Here is a 24,964-nt window from a genome sequence, read left to right as displayed (position 1 = left end):
TTATTCTAGACGAGTAAGTTTTGGGAAAATTGACCATGTGGACGAAATCGCCAAAGATAACTTGGCAAGAATGCAGCCATTGCTCTGGGGGTAATTCCCACACCTTCTAGAGTATATCCATTCTCTATAGCCTCTTTAGAAACAATGTTATCCATTTGCAAAAAACGTATCTGATTGGCTGTTACAAGTGTTGGTACAAAAGGTAATTTACCGATAGTTCCCAAAATTCCTCCAATCAATAGACCAGCAGAAAGGGGCATGGATAGGATTGTTTTTTTACGGTGAATAATTTTGAGTATATTTTCAAGAGTATTTTGAAAGGTGATAATCTGGGGACCACCAAGATCATAATTTTTTCCCCAAGCAACCTGTCCATCTAAAGCGCGCGCGATAAACTCAGCAACGTCACCAACATACACGGGTTGCAATTTGCTTTGCCCACCCCCAAAAAGAGGCATAATTGGTAAAAAACGTGACAAATCTGCTAAGGTGTTAAAGAAACAATCCTCTGGTCCAAAGATAACGGATGGACGGATAATAATTGCTTGAGGATGCTTGTTATGAACGATTTGTTCACCCATAAACTTAACACGTGCATAAAGACATGAAGCATTCTCGTTAGCCACAAGTGCTGACATATAGATGAGTGGAATAGCAGCTTGTGCTGTTAATTCAGCAACATTGTAAGCACCATCAATTTGTGTGTTTTTAAAATTCGATTGATTTGCTTGTTTTAAGCTACCAGGTAAAAACACTGCCGCATCAGCTCCAAGCAACGCGCGTGCAACAGAGGCACGATGCTTGATATCCGTTTTAAGCATTTGGGTTTGTCCTACTTCTCCTATTTGGAGCATGTAATAAGCTTTTTGTGGATAACGAACAGCGATACGAACGCGATATCCCCGCTTAGTCAAAGTTTCAACGACATGTCGTCCTACAAAACCAGATCCGCCAAAAACAGTAATAAGTTTAGGATGTTGATAAAGTGCACAATCAAGTTGCATGATTAAAAAGTCTATCTTTCAAAGCTTTAAAATAATCAATTTCTAGCATGGAGGTGTTTTATTGTCACGTAAAATATCGCCCGCAAGATAAAGGGAACCACTAATAAGGACAATTGCCTCTTTATATTCGGCTCTAATCTTATGCAAAGCATCTTGTAGATGTGCTTGTGGAGTAGCAAAGATTCCTGCTTTTTGCGCTGATTCAGCTAATTTTATTGGAGAGATACTGGCATTATTGTTAATCAGCGGTATCGTATATATTTTATCGACAAGGTTCGCTAAGGAACGAAAATAACCGACAGCATCTTTGGTATTGAGCATGCCAGCAATCATAATAATGGGACGATCTGTTTTTTTTCTCCATTGTGTAAGTTCTGCCGCAATAACTTTTCCAGCAGCAGGATTGTGACCACCGTCTAACCATAAATCAATATTAGGAGACAGTTGATCAACCAAATGTCCTTGGATAAGATGTTGCATCCGTGCGGGCCAATAGATATTTTTCAAAGCGTCATTTATGGTTTGTTCTGAAAGTTGAAAACCTGCTTGACAAACTGCTTCAAGAGATGCGCCAGCATTGGCAACTTGGTGGTCTCCAATAAGGTTAGGAAGTGAAAGATCCATGAGACCTTGATTGTTTTGAAAAACCATACGTCCATGTTCTTTATAACTTTGATAATCTTGATCAAATAGAGAATAAGGTGCTTTATTTTTATCGGCAAGGGGTATTAAAGTAGCAAGAGTTTCTTCATAATTTTGCTTCCCGATGACCACTGGAACATTTGGTTTGATAATTCCCCCTTTTTGAAAAGCGATTTGAGCAATTGTGTTTCCAAGAAAGTTCTCATGATCATAATCAATAGGCATAATAAGCGATACAGCTGGTTTGTTAATGACATTGGTAGCATCAAAACGCCCTCCCAACCCAACTTCTAAAATGACAACATCAGCTGGATGTGTACTAAACAGCATAAAGGCAGCGGCTGTAAAAATTTCAAAAATAGTAATCGGCTCTTGGCGATTTACTTTTATAATTTCACGGATTGTCTCAGCCAATTGGTTTTCTGTAACAAGTTGACCACCTCCTTTTTGAGCTAACCGGCAGCGTTCATTCCAGTTGACGAGATGAGGTGAGCTATAGACATGAACGCAGTATCCTGCACTTTCTAAAAGAGCACGGCAAATCGCTGAGGCAGATCCTTTGCCATTTGTTCCAGCGATGTGAATAATAGGGGCAAGTTTTAAATGTGGATTACCAAGACGCTCTAAAAGGTGAATAATACGCTCTAAAGAAAGATCAAATTTTTTCGGATAATTTTTTAGTAAATCATCCACCACCCTTTGTATCTGGTTTTGTTGCATAAATTTAAGCTGCTTTTGTTGTAGAAAGCGATGTTTGAGAGTCTGTTGGGGATGGATCGGAAGGGTTAAAAACAGCAGGGCGTTTCATCATCAAACGTAAAAGACGCGCAATTGTTGTTTTCATTTCTAAACGTGATACAACCATATCAATCATACCATGTTCGAGCAGATATTCACTACTTTGAAAACCTTCTGGTAGGGTTTCGCGTATAGTTTGTTGAATCACACGTGGACCAGCAAAACCAATCATAGCGCCAGGTTCAGCAATGTGAATATCACCAAGCATGGCGTAAGAAGCAGTAACACCACCGGTGGTTGGATTAGTCAGCACAACAATATAGGGAAGTTTTGCTTCTTTCAACATTTCAATCGCTACGGTTGTACGAGGCATTTGCATCAACGAGAGTGTTCCTTCTTGCATGCGTGCGCCACCAGAAGCAGAAAAAAGAACTAACGGGCGCCTTTCGGCAATGGCAGTATCAAAAGCTTTAATAATAGCTTCTCCTGAAGCCATACCGAGCGATCCACCCATAAAGGCGAAATCTTGAACGGTTGCAATGATGGGTAAGCCTTCAATCGTACCACGTGCACTTAAAATATTATCATCAACACCAAGTTTAGAACGATAATCTTTTAACCGGTCAATATAGCGTTTTTCGTCACGAAATTTTAAAGGATCTGTTACAACTTTTGGATTTTCAAGAGCTGTATAAACACCATCATCAAAAAAATGCATGAGACGATTTTTAGCGCTGATACGCATATGATGGCCAGAATTGGGAGCTACAAATTGATTAGCTTCCAGATCTTTATGGAAGATCATTTCACCACTGGTAGGATCTTTAATCCATAGATTTTCTGGAATTTCACGGCGCCCCAATATAGAGTTAATTTTAGGACGAACATAATTTGTAATCCAGTTCATCTTTATAACCTTCCTTTAAATATTACACATCTTTCGCATGATTTGAAAGAATATGAACCCAAGCAGTCACATTTGCTTTACCGGTGGAACAAAGGAGTCTATTTAATACTTTTATCAGTGTACGTATAGCTTGTTTTTTTAATTTTTAATTTTCCAATATCATAACAATCATATCTATGAAGAGTATATCCTATAACAAATTTGTCGTAAGTTTAAGAACTTACATGTTTTTATTTTTTATTTTGGTATTAAAATTCACTTCTTGCGATGGTTAACAAACCCCTTATTTTTTAATAAAAATGAATATCCAATTAATCATTCATATCAACAGTTTTGAAGAAAAGGAACCTTCTAATATAAGACGTGAATAAGGCTAAAATAACCCATTAAAGATAATCGATATGATAACGCTATATTAGCGAAACGCTAACATCAGAGCAAGATTTTTTTCAAAAGGTTTCTTTAAAGCGCGCGCTTTTCACAATTAAAATAGAATACCCTTAAAATAGAATACCCTCAAAAATGCTATTATATAACTCATTCATGTGCTTGTTTTACAAAGACATTTTTCAATAATCTCCAAAACTCTCTTATGACGGTTCTCAGAAGAGCATATACTCTCCATGAATGGTATAAAATACATTATGCTCTTCATTTTTACTGAAATAGAAGGTACAAATCGATACTATCATACTTTTTTCCAGTTTTAATGTGACGATAATGTTTGCATTGAGAGGATTCATAAAAGACATTTCACGCCTTTTTGAAAGTACCTTTATCCACACACCACCTCCGTTTATGACATATTAACAAACGATTTCAATTGATCCAATATGAATAGGATTAAAAAGAGAAAGCCTCATGATATTTAAGTTTTTCACTCATGTTGTGAAACGATAAATTATCATTATAAATCAATACATTACTTTAATATAAAGATAAAGCATAAAATTTTATATTATGCTTTCTTTGGCTGGCAAGTTTTATTAGCCTTAAAGTCAAGTAACATTATTTTTGTGTAATGCGTGCCATGGTCTTTTGGGAAAGCATTTTGTGTAAATATGTCATAAAGGCGGCTGCAAAAAGCGGTGTTGCTAAATTAAGAATTGGAATCGAAACAAAAAGCGCTATCAATAATCCTGCACCAAAAACCGTTGTATAATGAGTATGTAAAAAAGCACGTGCGTCTTGCTCTGTTCGAAAACGATAAGCAGCAAACAAGAAATATTCATGACCAAGCAAATAACCATTAATAACATAAAAAGCGATTAAATTAATACCTGGTATGAAGAATAAAATAAAAGCAATTCCATTACCAAGAAGGCTTAGAATAACAAATTTAAAGGAAATGATAAGAGAACGCTGAAACGGCAAAGCTTGTCCAATAGGCTCGTTTGGGTAATCCTCTTTTTCAATGATTTCAGCAACAGAGTCAATGAAAAAACCACCAATCATAGCTGCGATTGGTGCAATCAAAAAAGCCAACAAAAGAGCCAAACCAAGATTAAAAATGATAAGCATGCTAAAACCAATCCATCCCGCCCAACTAGGGAGTCCAGGAAGAAACTGGGCAATCCAGGGCCAAAAGTAAGACACAAAAAGTTGGTGCACACATAACCATAAAATGGCGAGAATGAAAAAAGTAATCCCCAATGCTTTCAGTATCATAATACTATATTGCGAGGTCAGAAGACGTTGTAAAGCACGATAGGCAGCAGTAAAAATCATAAATTAATAAACTAAGAAAAGAAGCAAAAAAAACAAGAAATATATTTAAAGAATGTACGGTGTAATTTTTTCTTTTTTGAATTACAAGATTTCTTTTCAAGAACATTATAAAAAACGGCTAAGGCTTCTTTGTTTAAAATAAAGTTTGAATAAATAGAAATTTTGATTTTTAAAAATCAAGAAGAATTTAAAAAGCAGCTGTTGTAGAATAAATTTTTAATATTTTTGTACAGAGTGTAGTTTATTGCGTTTATATGATATATGTGAAAAATTAAGGAATAAGAACTATTTGGGAGGAAAGTTGTTGACTTCTATTTATTCAGTAGAGTTGTCTAACTTCGTCTATCTACGTGCTTAATTGTTTTGCACAATTCCTAATGTTCTGTACTTTTATACTATTTGGCGGCATGCTTTTGCCTCTCGCTTTTATTCAAAACATATTGAGTTCAATGGAATCGGAGTAACGTAGTAGCTTGTAGATATTCTGATTTGGGCAACAGAATGATTAATATGATAGAAGTGGAAAATAAGCTTAGGCGATTGACCGTCCATATCCCATGGAAGGGTAATTTCTTGAGAAGAAGCAAAGAGTGGGAGACACCACTGATGATTAAAAATGATGAGATTTTGAATTTTAAAAGCTATAAGTGCAATGAGGTAAGAATTCATTGAAGCACTTTTCATACAAGTGGTGCACTGTATCAAATAATTTTTAGATAATAACACCACTAATTTATGAAGAGAATTGATCATTTTCAACTTGAATAAGAATCCAAAATATAGAAATATTCTTTAATTTCAAAGCCTTTATTCAACATCAAAAAATTATTTACTTGCACATTATAGGCGAGACCAATGTATGGATACAAAGCTTTCGATAAAGGACTAAAAATGCTTCTCATGAAACATCACAATGTGAGGATATCATGGATCAAATTCTAGTCTTTGTGGTCTTGGTATGCTAGAGAGAGGACACACACATTTAATTTTAAAGACCGATCACTGAGGAAAATAATAAAGGCGTCAGTTTCATAAACTTATAGACAGTGGTGCAATGAATTTTGTCTACATTCTTTATGAGCGTCAGTGTGAGATATGCTTCAAATTGCATTGAGATGTTATAATACATTGATTTATACATTATTTTTCATAGTGAATAAGAGCCCCAAGTAAAGTTGTCATATTTTTTTATTAGCCGCTCTCATCATGAAACAATCAAAATCATTTATTTGCACATCATAAATAGGACCAATATGGGGATAAAAACATTGAAGAAAGAAAATGCTTTTATAAATTTTATCCAGTGCAAGAGCTTTCTCAAAATTGATGGTAGGCAAAGTAAATAATAGCTTGTTTTTTATAAGCTGGGGAAACAGAGGTGCAATAGATCCTACTTTTTATGATGGCTATGGGTGAAATAGAATTTTTTAAAGAAACATTTCCCAACGCTCGTCACACCCATTTCCCAACAGTGCTTGTGAATGGTATAAGGGTAAAGCTCTCGTGAATAATATAAAACTTATAGGGCACCACTATCTTTACACTTAATAAAAGAGCACGGCGGGCACCATCATTCTCTCAGTATTGCTCGACAGCTCTGTTCTTGAGACGGTCCATTATAAGCGTTTTTAGTTCTTTCTTAAACGTTTTGTATTCATACGGCTATCCTTCTTTGCAACGTGCAAGAAAATGGTTTTTATTGATTCAACATGAGAGAGATTTGAAATGAGAGAATCTTACGATATTCGGGATTCTAATTTAATATGAACAACGCTAGATTATCACTATAAATCAAAATATTGTATACTAATCGAGATAGATAGACACCTATTGTTAGTTCTATTTTATAAGGTGTTTTAATATGAATGCATTTGAAGAGTTATTATTTGAAATGGGGTATATTTTCCTCATGAGGAGTAGGTGTCTGGGGGGCAAAAAATGATACAATCATGTTTGCTAATTTTTGCGCTACGTGTTGTTTACTCATATGGGGCCATTGTTCAACTTTTTCCTTACTCACGAGATAAACTTGATTTGTATCAGCACCCATGACACTTGTGCCATCTAGTTGAAGAGAAATATCATTAGCAAGAATGAAATCAGCTCCTTTTTCAACACATTTTTTTTGCGCATTGGCAATGATATCACATGTTTCAGCAGCAAAACCAATGACCAATGAGGGGCGATTTGGAGCGTGTCCAATCGTTGCTAAAATATCAGGATTTTCGACCATATGAAGGGATGGTGGTATTTTATGAGCATTCTTTTTAATTTTGTGTAAAGACTGCGTTTGACTGCGCCAATCACAAACAGCGGCGACAAAAATGGCACCATCAGCAGGCAATGCGGTTTGAACGGCTTGTAACATCTGTTGTGCTGTTTCAACATGAATGGTTTTTACTTCTTGTGGGTCTGCAAGATTAACAGGTCCACAAATAAGTGTTACTTTTGCACCCAAATGCGCAAGAGCGGTTGCGATGGCATGACCTTGTTTGCCTGAAGACCGATTAGCAAGATAACGCACCGGATCAATTGGTTCATGGGTAGGGCCAGAGGTAACGATGAAATGGCGGTCAGAGAGAGGTTTTTCATGCACATTCAAAAGAGCCTCTATGGTAGCGACAATCGTTAAAGGTTCGCTCATGCGCCCATATCCTATCTCGTCACGTTCAGCCATATTTCCGATTTCTGGTCCAATGATATGAACGCCATCTGCGCGCAGTTGTGCAACATTGCGAATAGTGGCTGAATGCGCCCACATGGACGGATTCATAGCGGGTGCAATTAAGAGTGGACAGCGTGCCGCTAAAAGGATGCAATCAGCCAGATCATCTCCTATGCCATTGGCTATTTTTGCAATGCGATTGGCTGTAGCAGGGGCTAAAATAATAAGGTCAGCATTACGTGCTAATCGGATATGTCCAATATCGTGTTCTTCTTCACGTGAAAATAAATCAGTATATACAGTACCACCGCTTAAAGCTTCAGCGGCTAAAGGCGTAATAAATTTTTGCGCTGCTTTTGTCATAACAACTTTTAAGTGTGCTCCACGTTCTTGTAAACGGCGAATCAAATCAAGTGCTTTATAGGATGCAATACTTCCCCCAATAATAAGAAGGAGAGATTTTGATTTCAATGATTGCACTTCAACAGCACTAGTATGAGAGGGTTGTGTGGTGAAAGGAGTGGGATTGCTTAAAAGGCGTCGGACTTCTTCTTCCATAGAAATACCATTTTGCGCGGCGCGTATGCGCAAAGCTTCTTTGGTTTCAGGAGACAGGTTACGAATAGTAATACTGGCCATAAAATACCTCCAAGAAATAAAATGATTGCAATGATTTCATTGTTGATATTTTTAGCATATTAAGGAAATTAGAAAAGATGAAAAAAGTAAAAAGTGAGACAAACGCAACAAAGCGCAATGATGAAAAGGCTATAACGACCATAACGGTTTCTACGACTTTGTTCGACAGCAAGTTGTTTGAGGGTGGCAGGAGAAAGATTAAAACCTGTTTTTCTCATTTGATCGAAATCTTCTTCTATCCGTTGGAAATTTTGAACCAATTGTGGTGTTTTGCGTGCCAGCGAAAGGAGAGCTTGCGCTCCTTCACTAAAGTCTTTTGCAACGCCTACGGGCCCTAAATTTTTACTAATCCATTCTTTGACAACAGGTTCAGAAGCTTTCCACATATTAAAAGTGGGGTCTAATGTGCGGGCAACACCTTCCACAACAACCATCGTTTTTTGCAGCAATAAAAGTTCAGGTCGCGTTTGCATGTCAAATAATTCAGTGACTTCAAACAATAAAGTAAGCAATTTAGCCATGGAAATGCTTTGTGCTGATTGTCCGTGTATTGGTTCGCCAATAGCGCGGTTGGCTTGCGCAAAGCTTTCAATATTATGGTATGAAGGAACATAACCTGCTTCAAAATGGGCGCGTGCAACCCGATGGTAATCGCGGGTAATAAAGCCGTAAAGAATTTCAGCAAGGAAATGCTTTTCTTTTTTGCCAAGTCTTCCTGTAATGCCCAGATCAACAGCAACAATACATCCTTTTGCATCTACAAATAAATTACCAGGATGCATATCGGCGTGAAAAAAACCATCACGCAATGTATGACGAAGAAAAGATTGAATAAGTGTAATGGCAAGCGCCTGCAAATCAAATCCTGCTTTTTTGAGTTTGGAAATTTCGGATATTCTGATACCATCAATCCATTCCATTGTGAGAACATTACGTCCTGTCCGTTCCCAGTCAATACGCGGAACCCGAAAGCCTGTATCATGTTGAATATTTTCAGCCATTTCAGATATAGCTGCTGCTTCTAACCGTAAATCCATTTCAAGGCGTGTTGTTTGTGCTAAAGTATCTACCACACGAACAGGACGAAGCCTTCGAGAGGCAGGGATATAGCGCTCTTGTAAGTGAGCAATGAGATAGAATCCTCTAAGATCTTTAGAAAAACGTGCTCTGATATTAGGACGAATAACTTTTACAGCACATTTTTTCTTATGACCAGTTTCATCACTGTATTCAGCTGGGTGAACTTGAGCAATAGAAGCGGCAGCAATGGGGGGATAAAAATTTATGAATAAATCATCGATAGAGCGACCAAGAGAACTTTCAATTTGAGCAACAGCGGCAGTGCAAGAAAATGTTTGGACACGATCTTGTAGTTGTGACAAATCTTCCGCAATATCACGCCCAACAATATCAGGTCTTGTGGCAAGAAATTGACCAAGTTTTATGTAAGAGGGGCCAAGCTTATTAATGGCATACGAAATATTTTCAGATCGCTGTTTTTTTTTCGTTTTGCGTCGTGCTAATGCACTCGCTATACGATGACATAGCGCTGGAAATCCTTGAAGATCATCATGAGGAAGAGCACTAAAAACACCTTCACGTGTTAAAACCCATCCTGCACGCATCAATTGAAAGTAAGGGGAAATTTGCACCATTTTTAAATTTTCCAACCTGAATGCAGCGCTGCAATCGCACCGGTGAGATTGCGGTACGATACCCGCGAAAATCCTGCATGCTTGATCATATGGGCAAAATCATCTTGCTTAGGAAATTTGCGGATAGATTCAACCAAATAACGATAAGCATCACCATCATTTGCAATAAATTGACCAAGCTTAGGGATAGCATGGAAAGACCAAAGATCATAAATTTTATCGAGCCAAGGCATCTCGACATTTGAAAATTCTAAACATAAAAAACGTCCACCGGGCTTTAAAACACGAAAAGCTTCTCTAAGAGCTTGATCAATATGAGGAACATTGCGAATTCCAAAAGCAATAGTGTAAGCGTCAAAGCTTTGATCTTCAAAAGGTAGATTTTCTGCATTGGCTTCAACAAAATCAATCAGAGGAGCAAGACCATTTTTTTGTGCGCGTTTTTTGCCAACGCTGAGCATTGAGCCATTAATATCAAGCACTGTAGCATGGGCTTTTTGGCGTGAAGCATTAAGAATACGAAAAGCAATATCACCTGTACCACCAGCGACATCAAGAACTTTCCAATGAGAAAGTGCTGGTGGGGAAAGCCAAGCAATCATGGAATTTTTCCACACACGGTGTAGCCCTAAGGATAAGATATCATTCATCTTGTCATAATTTTCAGCAACAGAATGAAACACACCATCCACCATGGATTGTTTTTGTGTTTCATCTACTCTTGTAAAACCAAAAGAGTGCTCCATGCCACCCTTGGCTCCTACACGTTCTGTTTCAACTGCCATGTGTATGACCTTCCTTATTTTTCTTTTATCGTAAATGAAATAGAGAGAGAATGTTCAAATACGAAAAAACAACGTATAAAACTGCGACATTTACACAGCTAAAAACAGAAGAGTACCTTTAGATATCAAGATTGGCAACGCTTAAGGCATTGTCTTGAATAAAAATACGTCTAGGTTCAACTTCATCACCCATGAGACGAGAAAAGAGTGAATCTGCATCGGTTGCATCATTAATTTTTACTTGTAAAAGAGAACGTGCATTAGGATCAAGCGTTGTTTCCCAAAGCTGTTCAGCATTCATTTCCCCAAGGCCTTTATAACGTTGAAGAGTAATACCTTTTTTACCATTTGTAAAAATGCTTTCTAAAAGGCTCATAGGACCAAAAATACGCTCTGTTTTATCTTTGCGACGTAAAAGAACAGGAGGATGATATATGTCGATAAAATTTTGGGAAATGCGATCAATTTGGCGTGCGTCAGTTGAATTTATAAGTCCCACATCAAGCGTAACAACATCTTTAACACCACGCAAAATACGCTCAAAACATAAGTTTCCATCTGCTGTATATTGTCCACTCCAACCTTGTTCCATATCATCAGCAATCAGATTAAGGCGGTGTGCTATAGTATCTGCTATTTTTTGCGCTTTTTCTTGTGTTGCAAAGACTTCAAGATTAAAAGCGCCAACAATTGCTGCTTGTTCAACGATATTACGATCATAACGGGTATGAAGACCATCTAAAAGTTGACGTAATATACGAGCATCTTTAGCGAGTTGATACAAATCAGCCCCTGCACGAACTTCTCCCGTTGAAAGCTCAAGCGTTGTTTCTTCTAATCCAGTATCGATCAAGAATTCTTCAAATGCTGCTTCATTTTTAATATATTGGGAAGATTTTCCACGCGATACTTTATAAAGAGGAGGCTGAGCAATATAAAGATGTCCACGTTCAATCAACTCGGGCATTTGTCTAAAAAAGAAAGTGAGCAGTAGAGTACGAATATGGGCTCCATCAACGTCCGCATCTGTCATGATAATAATCTTATGATAACGTAATTTATCCGGTGAAAATTCATCTTTACCGATAGACGTCCCAAGAGCTGTAATAAGTGTTCCAATCATATCAGATGAAAGCATGCGGTCGAAACGTGCTCGTTCAACATTGAGGATTTTACCACGAAGGGGTAAAATTGCTTGATTTTGACGTGAGCGCCCACTTTTTGCTGAACCGCCAGCCGAATCCCCCTCGACAATAAAGATTTCTGATTTTGCAGGATCACGTTCTTGGCAATCGGCAAGTTTTCCTGGCAAAGAAGTGATATCAAGCGCCCCTTTTCGTCTTGTGAGTTCACGTGCTTTGCGTGCTGCTTCACGTGCTGTTGCAGCTTCTACCACTTTACTAATGAGAAGTTTTGCTTCATGAGGATGTTCTTCCAGCCACACTGAAAGACCTTCATTGACCAAATTTTCAACAATAGGGCGCACTTCAGAAGAGACTAACTTATCCTTTGTTTGTGAAGAAAATTTTGGATCAGGAACTTTGACAGAAAGAATAGCTGTTAATCCTTCACGGCAGTCATCACCGGTTAAGTTTACTTTTTCTTTTTTAGCAATACCTGAAGATTCAGCATAGCCATTAATTTGGCGCGTAAGGGCACTTCTAAAACCTATCAAATGAGTTCCACCGTCACGCTGAGGAATATTATTGGTAAAACACAAGACTTTCTCATGATAAGAATCATTCCACCATAGGGCAACATCAACGCTCATACCATCCTTTTCACTTGCAATGTAAATAGGATTATCAAGCAGGGCTTTTTTTGATTGATCAATATATTTGACAAACTCCGTTAATCCACCTTCATAATGTAATTCAACTGATTTAGTATCAGCATGACGCTCGTCAACAAGGAGAATATAAACGCCAGAATTTAGAAAGGCTAATTCCCGTAAACGGCGCTCCAAAGTTTCAAAATCAAACTCAACCATAGTAAAAGTTTCAGAACTTGGTAAAAATCTGATTTCTGTTCCACTTTCTTTATCGCAATCGCCAATAACTTTTAATGGAGCATCAGCCACTCCATGGGTAAATGATATTTCATGAATTTTACCATTCCGTCTGATTTGCAATTTAAGCCAAACGGATAATGCATTCACAACAGAGACGCCAACACCGTGTAATCCACCTGAAACTTTATAAGAGTTTTGATCAAACTTTCCGCCGGCATGAAGCTGTGTCATAATAACTTCAGCTGCAGAAACACCTTCTGTTGGGTGGATATCTGTTGGAATTCCACGTCCATTATCACGAACAGAACAAGAACCATCAGCATGGAGTGTGACGTTTACAAGAGTAGCATGACCGGCTAAAGCTTCATCGATAGCATTGTCTACAACTTCATAGACCATATGGTGTAAACCCGATCCATCATCAGTATCACCAATATACATACCAGGACGTTTGCGTACAGCATCAAGACCTTTGAGGACTTTGATAGAAGAAGCGCCATAATCATCACTTTGTGCCGCTGAGGTTATTTCATCACTCATAAGTTAGTCCATTCCTGTGTTCAATTTACAATATTCTATCTGCTTTTTTAAAGCTTAATGTTCTGATCAGTTATTTATGGAATAACCACATTAAACATTTACCGTATATCAGAACTAGATTCAATATCTGTCGATATATAATGAAGAGAATGATGAAATGAGATTGTACTGTTATGTCGTAAAACTCCGTCATTTAGGGCGGTGATATGGTGATATAAGGAAAGTAAGCACTACCTTGATACATTAGGTATTTTTAAAGTGCGTGGTGAATATTCGGAGCAGGGTTGATTTGTATAATCTTTAGTTAAATGAAGCGCATGAGTGGATAGCCTCGAGGAATTAGTCGAGAGAAGCAGGATTGTCTAGACGTCAACGCTAATAGGAATCCTTTTCCTTTGAGGGGGGGGATAAGGTCAATTAAGCTTTTACAATAATGATGCTATTTATTTTGTTTATTTTTGCATATGCGTAATGTTCCAAAATTAGTTATGCATTTTTGTGTTAGACTAACAAAGGTCTTACTTGTTTTATCCATAAATCAATTTTCAATTCTAATGCTGCCGTATATTTAAAACAAAGGTTACGAGCACTCTAAGCAGCTCAAACTTTTGTATGTTAGATTGAGGAGAAAATACTGTGTATATTAGTTTGTGTCATCTTTAAAATGTGGAAAATATAAAGGCGTAAATGTAAAAGCACGTTTCCACTATCGTTCTTTATATTCAGTTTTACAACTTTTAAAAACGTCTACGGCGATGTTTTTAAATAATGAGGGTGATGACGCATTGTCTTACGCTTTTGTTTTTCTCATTCCTATAATGGAGGTTACGTCCCTCATTTAAAACAAAACACCATTGCGCTGTTATTCACGCGCTTCTTTAAGAAAGATCTCTCAATGTTCCTAACTCATTTTACAACGATGTTTGAATAGTATAACGCAAAATACCCTGTGAATACTACAAGATTCATGTCCCTCATTTTGCCCATATTGACAATAAGGCGCAAACCAGCATCATCATTTTATTTTCCGGTTCTTAAATGTTGATGCAACCTTAATGTTGAGAAAACCCTCGGCATTTGAAGGGTATTTTTACTCTTTTCTTTAATAGTATCTATATGCTCCCTCTGGTTGTGATACGCAAGAAAATGGTTTTGATGTTTTCAATATAAATAGATTTGAAATAACGTTTTTTATTCAACATATAAATAATAAATTATCATTATAAATCAGTATCTTAATATTTTAAGATACGCGGGATATTTTGATAAAATAGAGTGTGCCACTAAAGTATGTACAGCTTATTTCTTATATTTAAAAAATCAAATCGCCTTTCTCTAAAATTACATTTTTATATATTCATTTGGGAAAATTAACACCAAAAGCTTAGGCATTTTCAATGGTTTTTAAAAATAGCAAGAATTTTATTTATTAAACGCCAGATATTTTGGTGAAGAGCATTAGATAATAATCGAGAAGAGTTGCATCTTAGTTTTGAAAAATGGGGGAGAGATTTTGAAAATAAAAAAATCTATATATGTAAAACATCTTCAATTGTGTTTACGGTACTTTTTATTCAATAATCCATACAATATTTTTATTCGTACTTTATTTGTAACAGGGGGGATTCTATTTTCCTCTTACGCGGGAGCTGAAAGGTTACCTTCTTTTTTTGATTCGCATGAACATTTGGTACAACCAGATACAACGGATATCCTTCGTTTGCGTTTTGTAACAACTTTTGATTTTCTTCCTTTTAATTTCCTTGATCAAACGGGGCATCTTGCAGGTTATAACATCGATTTATTGCGCGCTATTTGCTCAAAATTAAAATTAGAAAAGCTTTGTGAAGTAGAAGTAATTCCTTGGAAAGAGCTTATAGAACATGTTAAAAATGGTGGTGCAGAAGTCATTATTGCGGGTTTAAAAGAAACAAGTAAAACCCAGCAAGATCTTGTTTTTACAAAGTCATATTTGCGCTTTCCAGCGCGATTTGTTGCTTCTCGACTTTTAAATCTCGATGAGCCAATAAGCGATCAATTGGTACATTTAACCAGTGGTGTTTTGTCTAAAAGTATTCACGAAAAGCTCTTTCATCATTATTTTCCTAAAGCAAAATGGCAAGGATTTAAAAAGAGAGAAGAGCTCTATAAAGCATTACAGGAGCGTAAAATTGACCTTATTTTTGATGATGGATTTGCTTTATCGTTATGGTTCAAAAAACAAAAATCTGTTGATTGCTGCCATTTTGTTGGGGGGGCATATATGGCGCCACAGTTATTAGGACAAGGAATGCAGCTTGCTGTTGCAAAAAAGAATGAAAAATTGGTTGATATACTCAATTATGCGCTGAAATCTCTAGAAGAGGATGGTAAACTTACAGAACTTTATTTGCGTTATTTTCCAATAAGTTTTTATTGATGAATAGTTTTTTAGTTAAGAGCTGTTAATCTTTCTGCGCCTAATCGATAGGAAATAGCTTCTGCGAGATGATAGCGTGAAAGATTATCTGATCCGTCAAGATCAGCAATTGTGCGTGCAACTTTGAGAATGCGATGATAAGCGCGTGCAGAGAGGCGCATTTTTTCACTCACATCTCGTAAGAGTATGGTCGCACTTTTATCAGGAATGGCAATCTGTTCTATAATTTTGGCAGGGCAGTCGCCATTGGTGCGAATATGATCAAACCCCATTGTTGCAAAACGTTTAGCTTGAATGGTACGGCATCGTGCGACGCGTTTGGCAACATCGCAGCTTTTTTCTGATTGTTCTGGTTGCATAAGGTCCATAGCTGTCAAAGCAGGGACATCAATCCGTAAATCAATTCGGTCAAGCAGAGGACCAGAAATACGGGACTGATAATCGATTTGGCAGCGTATTCCTTTAGCGCAAACATGGTCTTTTTCGCCTGCCATACCACAACGGCAAGGATTCATTGCGGCAATGAGTTGGAAGCGAGCAGGATAGCTAATATGGTGATTAGCGCGGGCGATAACCGATTCCCCACTTTCTAAGGGTTGACGAAGAGAATCAAGAACCTGCGGAGAAAATTCAGGCAATTCATCAAGGAATAACACACCATTATGGGCAAGGGAGACCTCTCCCGGTCGTCCTTTAAGTCCCCCACCAATCATTGCGGCCATGGAAGCAGAATGATGTGGGGAACGAAAGGGGCAATGAAGTGAAATGGTATTATGAACCGTTTCTCCTGTAATAGAAGCAATCAGAGAGACATCTAAAAGCTCACGGCTATCAAGAGGTGGCAAAATGGAAGGTAAGCGTTGCGCTAACATAGATTTCCCAGCACCAGGAGGTCCTACAAACAAAAGGTTATGGCGTCCAGCAGCACAAACTTCTAAGGCACGTTTAGCTGTTTTCTGTCCTTTGATTTCGCAAAGATCTGGGAGTTCAGTTTCGATAGTATATTGGCGTGGTTGTGGACGTTTTTGAATTTGGGTTCCTTTGAAATGGTTGACTATAGTGAGCAGAGTCTCTGGGGCAAGAATATTTATTTCTGCATTTGCCCAAGCAGCTTCAGGTCCACATTGGAAGGGACAAATCAGTCCTTTATCGAGTGATAAAGCTGTCATGGCAGCTGGTAAAACACCATTAACAGCGGTAAGTGAACCATCCAGTGATAATTCTCCCAAAATGATATAGTCTTGTGCTACTTCAGGAGGGAGGATTCCCATAGCAAGCATTAAGCCTACAGCGATTGGCAAATCATAATGCGAGCCCTCTTTAGGCAAATCAGCTGGTGCAAGATTAATCGTAATCCGTTTAGTAGGCATAGAAAGTCCACAAGCGTGAAGGGCTGCTTGCACACGTTCACGGCTTTCTGCAACTGCCTTATCAGCTAATCCAACAATAGCCATTCCTATTTTACCAGACGAAATCATAACCTGTACATCGACAGGGACTGCTTCTAGACCGCGAAAAGCAACAGTTGTAACATGTGCGATCATTTATTTATTTTCCCCCCCTTCAGACTTTGTAGAGACAATCATATCTATGCATAAAAATCAAGAAGCATCTCTATGGTTTTTTTTATAGAGAGATCTACATACATAGGCAGTTTTTTAGCGTTCTCATGGAAAGTCATTTGTACAAATTTAACCATGATAGTATGGGACGCAATAAAACATTTATAATAAGCTAAATAAATATGTTAAGAAAAAAGAATGAGGCTGTTCGTGTTATACAACGGTGCAAAATTTTATGAAAATATAAGGGGAGGGTGACGTTGTGTATCGCAGAGTGTTATTTGATGTGATAAAACGTGTAAAATGTGCAAAGTAATCACATTTACCTTTCTTATTTTTATATTATTTAAAGTATAGTAGATGCAAAGTGTATTATAAGGTATCTGATTTTATGGTATACCAGGCAAGAATTTTGTTAAAATCAGGGACTGTGCGCTGTGTATTTATAGGCTTGTGTTTCGCTTTTGCTTTTCCACAGCCACTTGCTGCATTTGATTTTTTCGGCATACCTTTTTTTGGTCAAAAGAAAACAAATTCTCCTTCAAATTATGCCAAAAGTACAGAGAGATTTTATAAAGTTGATGTTGTTGCACCGCCAGGCGCGCCATTAGAAGGTATAAAAATAGTTAAATCTGTTTCTTCTCTTGTTGCTGATAAAGAGAAAGCATCCGCCAGTTCTTCTGGTTTGCTAGCCAAGGCGCGTTCAGATTATCGAGCAATTCTTTCTGCTCTTTATGCTGATGGACGCTACGGTGGTGTTATTAGTATTAAAATTAATGGCTTAGAAGTCGCTGATTTAAGTCCGGTAACTCAACTTCCAGCACAATCCAATATTGTTATTACAATTAATGCCGGTCCACAATATGTTTTTAGTATTGCAGATATTGATAAAGTAGCTCCATTTGAAAAACGTAAAGCGCATAAAATGCCCACAATTGAAGAATTGGGCTATAAAGTTGGGGCTATTGCTAAATCTGAAACCATTTTGAAAGCAGAAAAATGGGCGATAGAAGGATGGCGTCAACAAGGTTATGCTAAAGCTAAAATTATGAAAAGTGAGGTCGTGGCTGATCATGCTGCGTTGCGTGTTGAAGGACGGATTGTTGTTGATCTTGGACAAAAGGCTCATTATGGTCCTTTAAGTGTGCGTAATATAAGTAATAAACCACGTGTAGATTCAGCTTATATCGCATGGATGACCGGATTGAAGCAAGGTCAGAAGTACGATTCCGATGCGTTAGCGAAGGCAAATGAACGTCTTGCGCGCCTTGGTGTTTTTCGCGCTATCAATATACGTGAGGCTGATACCATTAATCCAGATGGCAGTTTACCGCTTTCACTTGTTGTACAAGAACGTAAACCGCGTCGTTTTGGTGTAGGCGGTAGCTATTCAACATTAGATGGTGCTGGTTTTGAAGCTTATTGGATGCATAACAATCTTTTTGGTCATGCAGAGGTTCTTAAAATTGAAACAAAGATAAGTGGTGTTGGTGGCAATAAAAAGCAATCGTATAATTTTAAAAATTTTGATTATCTTTTCGGTGGCACGTTTATAAAGCCTGGTGTACTCACGCCAGATACAGATCTCAGGTCAGAATTAAAAATACAACAAGATGTTCTAGAAAATTATACGACAAAAGCCATCAAAGGAAGATTAGGGATTACGCATATTTTCAATGGTAATCTATCGGGACAGGCTGCTGTAGAAGTTTCAAATGGTTATTCACGTGATATTTATTTTGGGAGCCGTAATTTTACAACAATAGGTTTCCCTAGCGGTTTGATTTACGATAGTCGTAATAATAAGCTTAATGCAACAAAAGGTTTATATGGTGAAGTTTTCATTGAGCCTTTTTATGAGATGCGTTTTAGCAACTTTGTTGCAAAAGTAACAGCAGAAGGTCGTTCTTACTGGGCGTTGGATGAAGGGAATCGTTTTGTTTTTGCTACGCGGGCAAAGCTTGGTACAATTCTTGGGAATGATACAGCACAAATCCCCGCGAATACGCTTTTTTTTGCTGGTGGTGGGGGCTCTGTTCGTGGTTATGCTTACCGTAATATTGGTATCAAAACAGAAAATGATGCGGTTGTTGGTGGACGGGCAGTTGTTGAGGGATCGGCAGAATTGCGTGTTTCTTTAAATGACAAAATAGGGTTTGTCGGTTTTCTTGATGGAGGTTTAGTAGGGGAAAAGGCGAATTTTGATTTTTCTCAAAAAATTAAATGGGGAGCCGGTATAGGAGGTCGTTATATGACGGGTCTTGGTCCTTTACGCGTTGATTTAGCCTTTCCTTTAAAGAGAGAGAAGGGTGATCCTCGCATTGGTTTTTATGTGGGTATAGGGCAAGCATTTTAATGAAAAAAGGTGTACATTTATCAGCTTTCTTCTTTGTATTTTTGTTTTTTGGGGTGGGTGGTTTTGTTTTTGCGCAAAGAGGAGATACTCTTCCCTCTAGCGAAATGAAAACAGATGATCGCTCATGGTTTGTTTCTTTAATTGAACGAAAGCTTTCAGCGCCCAATCGTCAAGTTCGTTTACACAATATGCAAGGGACACTGTCTTCTCAAACATCAATTGATGCTATTACGGTCAGTGATAAAAAAGGGGTTTGGCTTAAAATTACCAATGCTAAAATGAATTGGAATCGTCTAGCGTTGCTGAGAGGGCGGATGGATATTAACCAGCTTTCGGCAGAACAGGTTACATTTTTACGCAAGCCGCAAGGCAATTCTTCTTTTGTTTCTTCCCTAGAGACGGGTAAGTTCTCTTTACCAAAATTGCCGCTTGCTCTTTCTATTAATACGCTCACAGCTCAACATGTGACATTTGAACAGAATCTTTTTGGTTTTTCTGCTGATATGTCCTTAAAAGGTAATTTCACTTTAGCTAGTGGTAATTTTGATGTCGATATAGCGGCGCATCGTTTAGATGCACCGGGTTCTTTTTCTGTTCTCACCAAGATATCTGATAGTAATCGTACAGCTCAAATTGATATTTCTGCTAACGAACCACAAAATGGTATTTTGGCGAATATTTTTAACATTGAACAACGTCCAGCACTAAATCTCGTCGTGAAAGGTGATGGTACTTTTGATGATTTGGTTATCAAACTTTCTTTAGAGTCCGATCATCATTCTATTTTAGAAGGTAATGTTATTCTTGCAAGTGTTCCAGAAGGACACAGTTTTTCTACGAAACTAGAGGGAACACTGAGCCCTTTAATACCTTCTCAATATCGTAGTCTCTTCGAATCTGATATAACATTAAAAGCAAAGGCAAGAAGAACAAAAGAAGGTGTGACACACCTTGATCAGATGGTTATTCAGAGCAAAGCAATGAATGTTATAGCCAATGCTGAAATAACTGCCGATGGATTTTTGCGGCGGCTTTTTGTTGATGGCAAAATGGCTCTTGATAACGAACAGGAGTCTGTTCATTTACCTGTATCAGAAGTGCCAAAACCTGCCAATACTCTTGCTTTGAACATTGACTATGGTCGCGAAGGGCAACAATCTTGGAATGGGCGGTTGGTTGTAGGCCATTTAAGCAATAAAAATATTTATATTCGCGATGCAATTTTTGATATGGGAGGAGTAAGCGAAAATCTTGATAATGCAGCTTCTCGTCATGTTGGTGTTCAGGTTAAAGGGACGCTTCAAGGGGTTAAAAAAATTAAGGGAGCGTTAGTAGAAAATTTAAGCCAAGCGGTTCATGTGCATTTAGATACGGATATTGTTTCGAATAAACCAATTTTGATTCATGATCTGAGTGTTACGGCTCAGGGTTTTTCTTCTTGGTTAAAAGGGACAATGGAGGGTTTTGTTTTTAAAGGCGATCTCGGTTTAAAAGCTCAAACACTAACTCCTTTGGAAGTGTTCAGTAAACAATCACTTTCTGGTAGTGCAGATATTAAAGCCAAAGGAACGATCAATTTATTGAGTGGCATTTTTGATCTCCAATTATCAGGAATGGCTGACGATATGAAAATAGGCGTGCAGTCTTTTGATCGTTTATTCAAAGGAAACATCACTCTTTCAGGTGGTGCTACTCGAAATACGAAGGGTTTCATTTTTCGTCATTTTAATTTGAAAAATCAATATACAAACATAAAGGCTAATGGTTATTTTTCAGATGAAAGCGCTAAAATGGATCTATCTGCTGAAATATCTGATTTGTCCAAATTAGATCCAAAGATAAGCGGTGCGCTTACGATTGAAAGTACGGCGAGAGGGCGCAATAGCCATATAAAACTAAATACACGTGCCCATATTGCTGAAGCATTAATCGTAGGGAAGAAACTTCAAAACACAACATTTAACATAGATGTACTTGTAGATAATACAGCACCAGTTACTGCTTTAACGGGGGGGGTAAGAGGTGAAGGAATTTTTGCTAAGAAACCTTTGCATTTATCGGCCTCTTTTAAAGATTCTCATAAAATTCGAAAACTTGAAAATATCGATATTAGAGGGGGAAGTGCAAAAATAACGGGTTCTCTTTCTCAACAACTTGGGGGTTTTTTGAAAGGAGCGTTGCATATTGATGCCGATGATATTTCCGTACTTTCAGCGTTATTTTTGCAGGATGGTAGTGGAAAAGTAAAAGGAGATTTTATTTTTGATGAACAAAATGGCAGACAAAAAACCAATGTGAAGGCGCATGTTAGCCATTTGAATTTTTCCAAGAATAAAATAAAAAAATTAGCAATAGATGCTGACATATTCGATCCTTTTGGCATGACACAGTTTAAAGGAGTTATCAATGCAGAACATATTCAAACACCTTTGATAATGGTCAATCGTTTAAATGCTCACGCCGATAGAAATAATGGACAAACGGTTTTTACTGTCCAAGCGATGTTGCATGATACTCTCAATGCACAGCTTTCTGGTCGTTTAATGGTTGAGGAACTTCCAGAAAGTATAAAACGAGAAGTGCAAATTGAAACTGTGGATCTAAAACAACACTCTTTTCATGCAACATTGCTGAAACCATCCATAATTGCTTTTGATAAAGATGGAATGACAATCAATGAATTAGGAATTGCAATAAATGGAGGCAACATCATCTTAGCAGGGAATATTCAAGATACCCTGAATTTGCAACTTACAATGAATGCGCTTCCTGCTACTTTAGTCAATCTGTGGAAAGCCGATCTTGGAGCAGCAGGGAGTGTAACAGGGCATGTTATGATTCGTGGTCATTTAAAAAAACCTGATATAACTTACGATATAAAAGGTGAAGGACTGACAACCGTTGCTTTTCAAGATAAAAAAATTATGCCTTTTTCTCTTTCTGCTACGGGGAAAACCTTAGATCAAAATCTTACTTTAAATGCAAATTTAACAGGAGAAGGAGTACAAGCACAAGCTCAGGGGCATGTATCTCTAGAGAAAAATAAGCTTGATCTTCATATTAATTTGCAAAATTTATCTGCACGTTTGGCAAATGGTTTTATTGCAGGACAAGCGCTTGATGGGACAATGATAGGCAAAGTTGATATTGGTGGAACAATGAAGGATCCATCTGCTCATTTTGAGCTTTCTAGTCAAAATTTAACCGCTATGACGCATAAAGGACCAATGTCAATCAATATAAATGCTCATGGTTCTTATAAAAAATCGACTTTTCATATTGAAAATATGATAGCTACTGGAGATAAAGGATTAGATCTTTCCATCCATGGGCCTGTATCTCTTAATGGTTCAGAGGCAAAATTAAACGTTAAAGGAATAATGCCTCTTGATTTTGTTAATCTCTTATTAGCCAAGCGTGGTGCACATATAACGGGTACAGCAAGAATTGATACAGTTCTTAATGGGGCGTTATCAAAGCCACAATTGGTAGGAAATATTTCTATAGGCGACGGTAGCTTTTTTGATTCACAAACAAATGTAGGGTTGAATAATATAACGCTTGAAGGCAAATTGAACGGTGATCATATCCTTATAGAGAAAGCTTCAGCTTCTTCGTTTGAGGGGGGGAGAATTTCTGCTTCAGGTCGTATCTCTAATGATCTAGAGACAGATTTGATATTTCATCTTGATAATGCCAATTATAATGATGGTTCTATGATTCTGGCAACATTATCAGGTGAGATGACAATGACAGGTCATTTTTTAAATGATCTTGTTCTTGGTGGTGATATCATCGTTGAAAAAGCTGAAGTTTTTGTTCCTGATAATTTTAAAAGTGCCAAGTTTCTTGATGTTAGAAATAAGAATTTAACTAAATCGATTCAAACAACACTTGAACGTGCTGATGTTAAGAACACGGACAAAAGCAAAAGCCGTATAGTTACACAAAAGTCTTCATCTGTCGTGCTATCAAATATGCGTATTACAGCACGCAATCAATTTTTTGTACGCGGAAAAGGGTTAGATGCTGAACTGGGAGGACGCATTAATCTAGCAGGTCCATTGAATGATGTGCATCCAGTTGGTGAATTTAGAATGATTCGTGGACGTTTTGATATTCTTTCGCAACGTCTTAACTTTGATCAAGGACAAGCGAGTTTTAGCGGTAATCTTAATCCTACGGTTTATTTTGTAACCAACAATAACAGTGGTGATATTCAAGTCACTGTAACTGTAAGTGGGACGATTGATAATCTTGATATTAATTTTTCTTCACAACCGAACTTGCCTCAGGATGAGATTTTGGCGCGTTTGATTTTTAATCGCTCTCTTAATGAATTATCACCATTTCAGATTGCTCAACTTGCAGCAGCAGCGGCTGATCTTGCAGGTGCTTCTAATACATCTTTGTTGAATACTTTACGAACTAAAATTGGGCTTGATGATCTTGATGTTATCGTTAATGAGAAAGGTAATACAGGCTTACGTATTGGACGCTACATACACAATAATATTTATTTGGGTTTTGAAGCAGGGTCCGATGGAACGACGAAAGGGACAATTAATTTAGATATTTCGCGTCATCTCAAAGCTAAAGGTGCCATAGGAAATGAACAAAATTCTAGTATTGGTCTCTTTTATGAAAGAGATTATTAAAGATTGAATTTAAAAAACAAATTCTTCGTTTTTTGTCTCTCATTTCTAAATCTGAGGAAGAAGACATAGGCTAAAAGTCCTATAAAAAAAGAAGCTTTTTGTTGAGGCATGAAGAAACATATCTAAAATACTCAATTTTTGTTTATACTATCCTCTAAAGGGATAAAATCTTCACGAAAGACAGTATGTTATTTGCTGTTATATATTTATTTTATAGAAATACTTTACCTTGTTCTCAAAACCATTCGCCTTGTATGTTACAAGCGGAGAATCCTGTGTGGATAAAACTATTGAGAAATGATTAAAAATGCCTCTTATGAATTATCTTGAGAGCTAAGAGCTGTCGCAACATTAGGGGCTGGCACTATAGTGTAAATGGTGCCGGCTTGTTACTCCATAAGCGTAAAGATGAGGGGCTTAATGGATTTATCGTTATACAATTCACGAACGTTATCGCGAAATGGACTTGGGGAGGACTTTGAGAGAGGTCTCTTTAAAACAAGCACCTGAATTTGCAATACAATGGCATTCTGTTTTTACGTGAAGGGCGTGATTCCATTAAAGAACGCGATAAACAAAAGCGTGAGATAAGCGTAGAATTTATAAAATATCGATTTTATTTTCAAACGCATTTAAAGCAATATTTTTTAATAAT

Annotated in this window: 13 protein-coding genes; 4 read left to right on the top strand and 9 right to left on the bottom strand. The window is 37.5% G+C overall.

Annotated features, from left to right (window positions below):
* Positions 1-5: 5 nt before the first annotated feature.
* From U736_RS0100650 to gyrB, 8 genes are all read right to left on the bottom strand, one after another.
* Positions 6-1,004 (bottom strand): complex I NDUFA9 subunit family protein, encoded by a 999-nt coding sequence (locus tag U736_RS0100650; RefSeq protein WP_012754462.1) that lies wholly within the window; start codon positions 1,002-1,004, stop codon positions 6-8.
* Positions 1,005-1,046: 42 nt separating this feature from the next.
* Entirely contained in the window at positions 1,047-2,366 is a 1,320-nt protein-coding gene (locus U736_RS0100645) for a bifunctional folylpolyglutamate synthase/dihydrofolate synthase (protein WP_012754463.1), read from the bottom strand.
* Between the two features lie 4 nt (positions 2,367-2,370).
* A complete protein-coding gene (gene accD, locus U736_RS0100640; protein WP_012754464.1) occupies positions 2,371-3,291 on the bottom strand; it encodes an acetyl-CoA carboxylase, carboxyltransferase subunit beta in 921 nt (306 codons plus the stop codon).
* Positions 3,292-4,299: 1,008 nt separating this feature from the next.
* Positions 4,300-5,019 carry a sulfate transporter family protein gene (locus U736_RS0100635; RefSeq protein WP_012754465.1) on the bottom strand — a complete coding sequence of 240 codons (720 nt, stop codon included), beginning with the start codon at positions 5,017-5,019 and terminating at the stop codon, positions 4,300-4,302.
* A 1,882-nt stretch (positions 5,020-6,901) separates the two neighbouring features.
* Positions 6,902-8,323 (bottom strand): bifunctional phosphopantothenoylcysteine decarboxylase/phosphopantothenate--cysteine ligase CoaBC, encoded by a 1,422-nt coding sequence (coaBC, locus tag U736_RS0100620; RefSeq protein ID WP_012754466.1) that lies wholly within the window; start codon positions 8,321-8,323, stop codon positions 6,902-6,904.
* Between the two features lie 68 nt (positions 8,324-8,391).
* Positions 8,392-9,978, bottom strand: coding sequence for a 2-polyprenylphenol 6-hydroxylase (gene ubiB / locus U736_RS0100615; RefSeq protein ID WP_012754467.1), 1,587 nt, complete (start codon positions 9,976-9,978; stop codon positions 8,392-8,394).
* A 2-nt stretch (positions 9,979-9,980) separates the two neighbouring features.
* Complete coding sequence (gene ubiE / locus U736_RS0100610) at positions 9,981-10,763, bottom strand: bifunctional demethylmenaquinone methyltransferase/2-methoxy-6-polyprenyl-1,4-benzoquinol methylase UbiE (protein WP_012754468.1); 783 nt, start codon at positions 10,761-10,763, stop codon at positions 9,981-9,983.
* Positions 10,764-10,881: 118 nt separating this feature from the next.
* A complete protein-coding gene (gyrB, locus tag U736_RS0100605) occupies positions 10,882-13,314 on the bottom strand; it encodes a DNA topoisomerase (ATP-hydrolyzing) subunit B (RefSeq protein WP_012754469.1) in 2,433 nt (810 codons plus the stop codon).
* Between the two features lie 1,513 nt (positions 13,315-14,827).
* On the opposite strand from gyrB, the gene U736_RS0100600 reads away from it, so the two are divergent.
* Positions 14,828-15,733 (top strand): ABC transporter substrate-binding protein, encoded by a 906-nt coding sequence (locus U736_RS0100600; RefSeq protein WP_425290140.1) that lies wholly within the window; start codon positions 14,828-14,830, stop codon positions 15,731-15,733.
* An 11-nt stretch (positions 15,734-15,744) separates the two neighbouring features.
* Here the strand turns inward: U736_RS0100600 and U736_RS0100595 are convergent, their stop codons facing one another.
* A complete protein-coding gene (locus U736_RS0100595; RefSeq protein WP_026500143.1) occupies positions 15,745-17,277 on the bottom strand; it encodes a YifB family Mg chelatase-like AAA ATPase in 1,533 nt (510 codons plus the stop codon).
* Positions 17,278-17,686: 409 nt separating this feature from the next.
* Here U736_RS0100595 and U736_RS0100590 point away from each other — a divergent pair, with 409 nt between their 5' ends.
* From U736_RS0100590 to U736_RS12630, 3 genes are all read left to right on the top strand, one after another.
* Entirely contained in the window at positions 17,687-19,651 is a 1,965-nt protein-coding gene (locus U736_RS0100590; protein ID WP_012754472.1) for an autotransporter assembly complex protein TamA, read from the top strand.
* Positions 19,651-24,309, top strand: coding sequence for a translocation/assembly module TamB domain-containing protein (locus tag U736_RS0100585; protein ID WP_012754473.1), 4,659 nt, complete (start codon positions 19,651-19,653; stop codon positions 24,307-24,309). Before U736_RS0100590 ends, U736_RS0100585 begins: the two co-directional genes overlap by 1 nt.
* Before the next feature lie 326 nt (positions 24,310-24,635).
* Complete coding sequence (locus tag U736_RS12630) at positions 24,636-24,791, top strand: hypothetical protein (protein ID WP_244596096.1); 156 nt, start codon at positions 24,636-24,638, stop codon at positions 24,789-24,791.
* Positions 24,792-24,964 lie beyond the last annotated feature (173 nt).

Source organism: Bartonella grahamii ATCC 700132, assembly GCF_000518085.1.
Lineage (GTDB): Bacteria > Pseudomonadota > Alphaproteobacteria > Rhizobiales > Rhizobiaceae > Bartonella > Bartonella grahamii.
Note: the sequence above shows the minus strand (reverse complement) of the source record. Positions and strands in the feature narration are given on the sequence as shown.

What these genes read in the sequence shown, in the direction of transcription:
- U736_RS0100650 (WP_012754462.1), bottom strand. Translation starts at nt 1,004, where the DNA reads ATGCAACTTGATTGTGCACTTTATCAACATCCTAAACTTATTACTGTT.
- U736_RS0100645 (WP_012754463.1), bottom strand. Translation starts at nt 2,366, where the DNA reads ATGCAACAAAACCAGATACAAAGGGTGGTGGATGATTTACTAAAAAAT.
- accD (WP_012754464.1), bottom strand. Translation starts at nt 3,291, where the DNA reads ATGAACTGGATTACAAATTATGTTCGTCCTAAAATTAACTCTATATTG.
- U736_RS0100635 (WP_012754465.1), bottom strand. Translation starts at nt 5,019, where the DNA reads ATGATTTTTACTGCTGCCTATCGTGCTTTACAACGTCTTCTGACCTCG.
- coaBC (WP_012754466.1), bottom strand. Translation starts at nt 8,323, where the DNA reads ATGGCCAGTATTACTATTCGTAACCTGTCTCCTGAAACCAAAGAAGCT.
- ubiB (WP_012754467.1), bottom strand. Translation starts at nt 9,978, where the DNA reads ATGGTGCAAATTTCCCCTTACTTTCAATTGATGCGTGCAGGATGGGTT.
- ubiE (WP_012754468.1), bottom strand. Translation starts at nt 10,763, where the DNA reads ATGGCAGTTGAAACAGAACGTGTAGGAGCCAAGGGTGGCATGGAGCAC.
- gyrB (WP_012754469.1), bottom strand. Translation starts at nt 13,314, where the DNA reads ATGAGTGATGAAATAACCTCAGCGGCACAAAGTGATGATTATGGCGCT.
- U736_RS0100595 (WP_026500143.1), bottom strand. Translation starts at nt 17,277, where the DNA reads ATGATCGCACATGTTACAACTGTTGCTTTTCGCGGTCTAGAAGCAGTC.
- U736_RS0100590 (WP_012754472.1), top strand. Translation starts at nt 17,687, where the DNA reads ATGGTATACCAGGCAAGAATTTTGTTAAAATCAGGGACTGTGCGCTGT.
- U736_RS0100585 (WP_012754473.1), top strand. Translation starts at nt 19,651, where the DNA reads ATGAAAAAAGGTGTACATTTATCAGCTTTCTTCTTTGTATTTTTGTTT.